The sequence below is a fragment of the Bacillus sp. 05T31 genome, from assembly GCF_056396725.1.
Window position 1 is genome coordinate 1 of record NZ_JBFTMA010000704.1, and the last position, 4173, is coordinate 4173.

The 4173-nt window shown below is 33.8% G+C and carries 5 protein-coding genes and 1 pseudogene; 4 read left to right on the forward strand and 2 right to left on the reverse strand.

The features are described 5' to 3' along the window. The 3 genes and pseudogenes from AC1DJR_RS26890 to dltD all read left to right on the forward strand — a co-directional run. A partial coding sequence (locus AC1DJR_RS26890; protein ID WP_477003943.1) for an ABC transporter substrate-binding protein occupies positions 1-791 on the forward strand: 791 nt, incomplete at its 5' end. A gap of 113 nt (positions 792-904) precedes the next feature. Then, positions 905-1438, forward strand: coding sequence for a GNAT family N-acetyltransferase (locus AC1DJR_RS26895; RefSeq protein WP_289404037.1), 534 nt, complete (start codon positions 905-907; stop codon positions 1436-1438). Positions 1439-1681: 243 nt separating this feature from the next. After that, positions 1682-2600: pseudogene (gene dltD, locus AC1DJR_RS26900) on the forward strand (D-alanyl-lipoteichoic acid biosynthesis protein DltD). Between the two features lie 47 nt (positions 2601-2647). On the opposite strand, the gene AC1DJR_RS26905 reads toward dltD, so the two are convergent. Next, on the reverse strand, positions 2648-2872 hold the full coding sequence (locus tag AC1DJR_RS26905; RefSeq protein ID WP_002032598.1) for a hypothetical protein: 225 nt from the start codon (positions 2870-2872) through the stop codon (positions 2648-2650). Positions 2873-3022: 150 nt separating this feature from the next. Between AC1DJR_RS26905 and AC1DJR_RS26910 the strand changes: the two genes are divergently transcribed. Next, positions 3023-3523, forward strand: coding sequence for a DinB family protein (locus AC1DJR_RS26910; RefSeq protein WP_429688641.1), 501 nt, complete (start codon positions 3023-3025; stop codon positions 3521-3523). Positions 3524-3549: 26 nt separating this feature from the next. Here the strand turns inward: AC1DJR_RS26910 and uptA are convergent, their stop codons facing one another. Beyond that, positions 3550-4155 (reverse strand): undecaprenyl phosphate transporter UptA, encoded by a 606-nt coding sequence (gene uptA, locus AC1DJR_RS26915; RefSeq protein WP_477003944.1) that lies wholly within the window; start codon positions 4153-4155, stop codon positions 3550-3552. Positions 4156-4173: the final 18 nt, after the last annotated feature.

Genomic DNA, 4173 nt, shown 5'->3' on the forward strand with positions numbered 1-4173 from the left:
ATAATAAAGAGTTGAAACAATATACAGATCCGGTTATGTATTTCTTCCGTTTCAATGAAAATGTGCCGATTCTTAAAAATAAAAATGCACGTCTTGCGCTAAGTACAGTGTTTGATAAAAAGGGCTTGGCGACWTCATTTTTAAATGACGGATCAGTTGCGGCGAACTACTACGTACCAAAAGGATTYTTAAAAGGACCAGATAAGAAAGATTTTAGAAGTACRGCAGGYGAGTTTAATAAGACKGATGTGAAACARGCRAARGAATATTGGGARAAGGCGAAGCAAGAGACAGGCACAAATGAAGTGACGTTAGAACTATTAAACTATGACTTAGAGAACTTTAAAAAGGTAGGCGAATATATTAAAGAACAGCTTGAGAAAAACTTACCGGGGCTAAAAGTAAATGTGAAATTACAACCACATACGCAAAAACTAGCGTTAGAGAAGAAAAAAGAATACGAAATGTCGTTATCACGTTGGTTACCTGATTATCCAGATCCAATGACATACTTAGAAGTTTTCCTTTCGGGAAGTACCGTAAATAATACAGGATATGCAAATCAAGAATACGACGCTTTAATTAAGAAGATTAAAACAGAGTTAGGTAATGATGAAAAAGCTCGTTGGAAAGCACTACAAGATGCGGAAAAAGTGCTCCTTGATGATGCGGTAATTGCACCAGTATTCCAGCGCGGTCTTTCTTACTTACAAAAACCGTACGTAAAAGATTTATATGTTCACCAATTTGGTCCAGCAACAAGTTTGAAATGGGCGGACGTACAAAAGTAAAGAAAGAGAAAAAACAGACTTCACGTATGTGATAGTCTGTTTTTTCTTAGTTAAAGCCAATGATAGTTCATGGTATAATTTAGTAGTCTATAAACAGTATTAGGAGGGGCACTATGTCTGTATTTGTAAAGGGGAAAGTAATACATACGAAAAGATTGGTGATGAGAAAACCGAATATAGAAGATGTTGATCAATTGTATAACATATTAAAAAAAGAAGCGGTTGGTCAATGGCTTGCTAAATCAAGAGGTATGTCAATAAATGAAACTAAAGATTATATGAGTCAACTTATATTGCATTGGGAACAGTATGATTTTGGTGTATGGCTGTTATTCAAAAATGAAACAGGCCAGCTATTAGGACATTGTGGTTTAAGAAAGGTAAATGAAACAGGGGAAACAGAAATTATGTATCTCCTTGATCCAGAGTATTGGAGGAATGGATATGCATCAGAAGCAGCAGAAGCTTCCATTCAATATGCAACAGAGACGATGAATTTAAAAAGAATAATTGCTAGGGTTAAAGTAGCTAATGAGAATTCGAAAAAACTTTTACGAAAGCTAGGCTTTACATATACTCAAGATGTTGATCATGGTGGGCGTTTATTATCATATTTTGAACTTAATACATCATCGGATGAATTATAGACATTTTATGTGTTTTTTCACTGCTTAAAAATAAAATTATTACTAAAATTCCAGTGTGAAATTTATGTAGAATCTTGTATAATTAACATGTTTCTTATGTAACTTAATAGTGCAAAGAAAGGGAATACATACATGTAWATAATAGATAAATAGAATGGAACATGTATAGAGAAAAAGGAGAGAAATGATGACGTGTCAAAAACAAGGGTTACAATTTAATAGTACTAGAAAGAGGAATAGCAGATGAAGATGAAGCATGCTTTTGGCCCTATTATTTTAGCGTGTCTACTCTTTTTCATTGTACTGCTTATCCCATCTAAAAGTTTAATATCACTTATTAGCGATAAGAAAGTTGAAGATGCGGCAACTTCCTTGCAAAAAGAGAAATTACAAAGTGTTTTCTTRCARCARAAAATGTTAGAGAATTCRCARTATTTACCGATGTAYGGTTCATCAGARTTTTTACGAATGGATGCATATCATCCATCTAACTATTTTAAAGTAAATCCAGCAGGTTTTACTCCATTTTTAATAGGGACTGGTGGTACGCAAAGCTTGGCTCATATATTAAATATGACGTCTACAATGGATGAATTAGAAGGTAAAAAGGTAGTCTTTGTTCTTTCACCACAATGGTTTACAAAAAACGGTGTATCACAAGGGGATTTTACAAATAATTTCTCCAAACAACAAGCCTATCACTTTATTTTTAATGACGAAATAAAGCCTGAAATGAAGAAAAAAATCGCGAAACGTTTACTAGATTACAAAGTTGTTCGTAAAGATGCGATATTAAGTAGTTCGCTAGAAAGTATTGTATATAACGATACAAAACATAACATCAAAGCTGGACTAGCTTGATTCACCAGAATATGATGACTTACAAATTGTTTTAGATCTTTTCAAAGAAAAAAATGTAAAACCACTCTTTATTTCTGTGCCTGTAAACGGACCGTGGTATGATTACGCTGGTTTCCCRAAAGAACGTCGTGATGTGTATTATAATAAGGTTSGCGATCAAGTCGAGAAAGCAGGATACCCAGTAGTCGATTTTTCTAGCCATGAATATGATAAGTATTTCTTAAAAGATACAATTCATTTAGGCTGGAAAGGATGGATCTATTTTGATGAAGCAGTGCAGAAGTTTTACTCTGAAAAATAATGCATAAACAATAGAAACAGGAATGGCAATAAAGCCGTTCCTGTTTTTTAATATAGAGGATTTTGGTGTGGGCAATTTGGAAAGGCGTGTATATCTTGAATTTGTCTAAAATCATAATGTTTCATGGCGAACTGAGCTTGGTAAAGGTATTCATAAACAAATAATTGATTATTTTGTACGCCACATAAAACGCCGGAAGTTCCTTGCCCATTAATGAGAGAAACACCAACAGGGCGTCCGATTAAGTATGGTACTTTTTGCTGCCAATGCATAGGGGGATTACTCCTTTTTGAGTTACTATACGTATTTTATGGCGGAATTGTTGCTTATCCATGTAAATCTTAGACTGGAGGGTTTTAATATAATAGCTAGAAGTTATTAATATGAATGAATAGTTAGTGTGGAAGAGGAAGGAATAAATTATGGAGAAGGAATGTATTCTAGAAGAAAAGTTAAGTTTAATAGAATGGTGTCAAACATTGAAGTGTATAACTAGTGATGTATGGTTTGAACCTTTTAGAGAAGGTTCATGGGCAATTGCGGATGTGATTTCACATTTAGTCGTTTGGGATGAGTTTTTAATGAAGTTTAGAATTCCATACTTTATAAGTGGACAATCAGTACCCAATGTTCCAACAGGTGTTGAGGAAATGAATGAGGGTGCAATAAAATATGCGAGATCCGGTATTTCAAAAGAAGAACTAATAGATCAGTTTATATCCACCCGTAAACAATTAGTTGATCAAATGAATCAAATTCCTGCCCAGAATTTTAAAGATGATTACCAATTCGGCACGAAAAGAGTGAGATTAAACAATTATTTTTCATCACTCATTCAACATGATTTAAAACATAAAGAAGAAATTATACAATTTATAAAAGATAATCAAGTTAATAATAAAAACCGCTATAATTTCGATTGAATTAATAGCGGTTTTTATTTAGAAATTTAAGCGAGTTTTTTACGTTTTTTTGACCATTTTTTTATCATGAAATATAAAATAATAAGAACAACCCCGCCAACAGCGAACGATTTCACATATGGTCCAGCAACGTCATTTATATTACCCCAGTTTTCTCCAAGTTTTTCACCTAAATAAATGAAAATGATAGACCAAGGAATAATCGCAAGTCCTGTTAAAGTAATGAAGCGTGAAATTGGCATTTTTGTAATCCCGGCAGGAATTGAAATCGCATGGCGAACAACAGGAATAAAACGYGCWGTRAAAATWACRCCAGTTCCGTAACGATTAAACCAMKCTTCAGCAKMATCAATWTGTTTTTTMTGAATSAAAATATACTTCCCATAACGTTCTAGGACAGGGCGACCACCGTATCGTCCAATCCAATAAATAAAGACTTGGGCAATGATTCCGCCAATGGTACCGAATATAACTGCGCCTACAAATGAGATACTTCCATTTGATACTAAGTATCCTGCATAGGCAAGGACGATCTCACTTGGAATAATCTCAATCATAAGTCCAAGCATTATGCCCCAATAACCTAATCCTTCAAAAAACGTTAATACTGAATGAATAAAACTACTTAACATTGTTGCACCTTCTAGTTC

Excerpts from the sequence above, each read along its gene's own strand:
- AC1DJR_RS26910 (WP_429688641.1), top strand. The coding sequence starts at position 3,023 with ATGGAGAAGGAATGTATTCTAGAAGAAAAGTTAAGTTTAATAGAATGG.
- AC1DJR_RS26895 (WP_289404037.1), top strand. The coding sequence starts at position 905 with ATGTCTGTATTTGTAAAGGGGAAAGTAATACATACGAAAAGATTGGTG.
- AC1DJR_RS26905 (WP_002032598.1), bottom strand. The coding sequence starts at position 2,872 with ATGCATTGGCAGCAAAAAGTACCATACTTAATCGGACGCCCTGTTGGT.